Raw genomic sequence first — 1401 nt, forward strand, 5'->3', positions numbered from 1 at the left:
TGATCAGTCCACTTACGGCATTTTCTGCTGCTTGAAAAGTCGCGTTGTTGTTTTGTGCATTTGATGCCATTTTTTCCTGCATTATGGAAGAGCTCATTGACGCAACGCCTATAAGGGTCATCAGTAATAAAATAATTAAACTCACAACAAGTACTGCGCCTTTTTGGCGTGCTAAATTAAGAGAGCTTTGATGTTGTAAGGTCTTCATTCTATATACACCTTTTATACGTTTATTTATCGATTTCGTAACTGAATTGTTTGGCTGAACTCACGGCGTAAACGTCTATCTGGCTCATAAGTTACTGTTGAACCGAACTTGCCCTCGGGTTGGATTTCTTCACCGGGCAAAATATAGGTGGCGTCGTCATTATTCGTGAGCACCTCACGGGAACCGCTAACCAGTAGACCTAGCTGAATGCTTTTTACATATTTCATGTCTGTAACATTGTCTGCGGTAACATAACGAAGGCCGCTAATCACTTCACCGTCTGCGGTAACATGCTGAGGGTCGCTATTTAGTTCACCATATAAGATTTGCATGCTGTCGATACCTTCTATTAGCTCTTCAACATCAAACTCAGGGTTTGCCTTGTTTACCATTTTGTCTTTCGCTCGGAATAGGGCATTTATAGGTACGCCGGTTTCAGTTGTTCTGCCTGTGTTTGCCACGAAGTATATGGTTGATTCAAAACCCCTTACTCGAGCATTACGTGTATAAGGACCTATAAAGATGTCATCTGAATTTGTGATAAGACCATGTGATAGGGTAATAGTGGCTGTCGCTTCCGGGTCTTCTGAAATTCGAAACATATCAGCATTGTTGCAGTTAGCAATTACCGCGATATCAAACTGCTCAAACTCCATTTCATTATCGACGAGCACAACATCTTCATCACTCGTTACCATGTCTGCAGAGAGCTCGGCACTGTCAGTAGTTAGTCGCTGAACAACTAATATGTCGCTACCGATCAAAGCTTCTTTAGTAAAGTCTTCATCTTTGAAATAGTCACCGCGGCTGACACCAGTGACAGGGTCGATGTTTGCATCTTGTGCCCATGCTACAGAAGGGACTTCGAAGCCTGAAAGTGCGGTACTAAAAAAATCTGAGGTTGGGGGGTTATGGGCTCTGATCTTGATATATGCTTCTTCAGGGTCTGGGTTCATACAGCCTTGATAGCCTGCCATTCGAATATCTTGAGCAAGAAAGTTAAGTGCATGGCGCCCAGACTCCTGAATACGAGATAATTCACTAATAAATTTATCAGACTCTCGAGCATTAAAATAAATACTCGTAACACCGATGAGTAGCAGGGAACTAATGGTCATAGCGATCATTAGTTCAATTAAACTCAAACCGGCCATTCCTTTTAGCGAAGATAAAGGTTTTGTGTGGCGTGCTGT

2 protein-coding genes are annotated in these 1401 nt (G+C 42.5%); both read right to left on the reverse strand.

The window, feature by feature from the left end:
- Positions 1–208 (reverse strand): PilX N-terminal domain-containing pilus assembly protein (locus tag A3757_RS24150; RefSeq protein ID WP_231878377.1); only part of this gene is annotated, 208 nt, incomplete at its 3' end.
- A 26-nt stretch (positions 209–234) separates the two neighbouring features.
- Positions 235–1401: PilW family protein (locus A3757_RS24155; protein ID WP_156506553.1), on the reverse strand; the 1167-nt coding region annotated here is incomplete at its 5' end.

The organism is Oleiphilus sp. HI0117, from assembly GCF_001635235.1.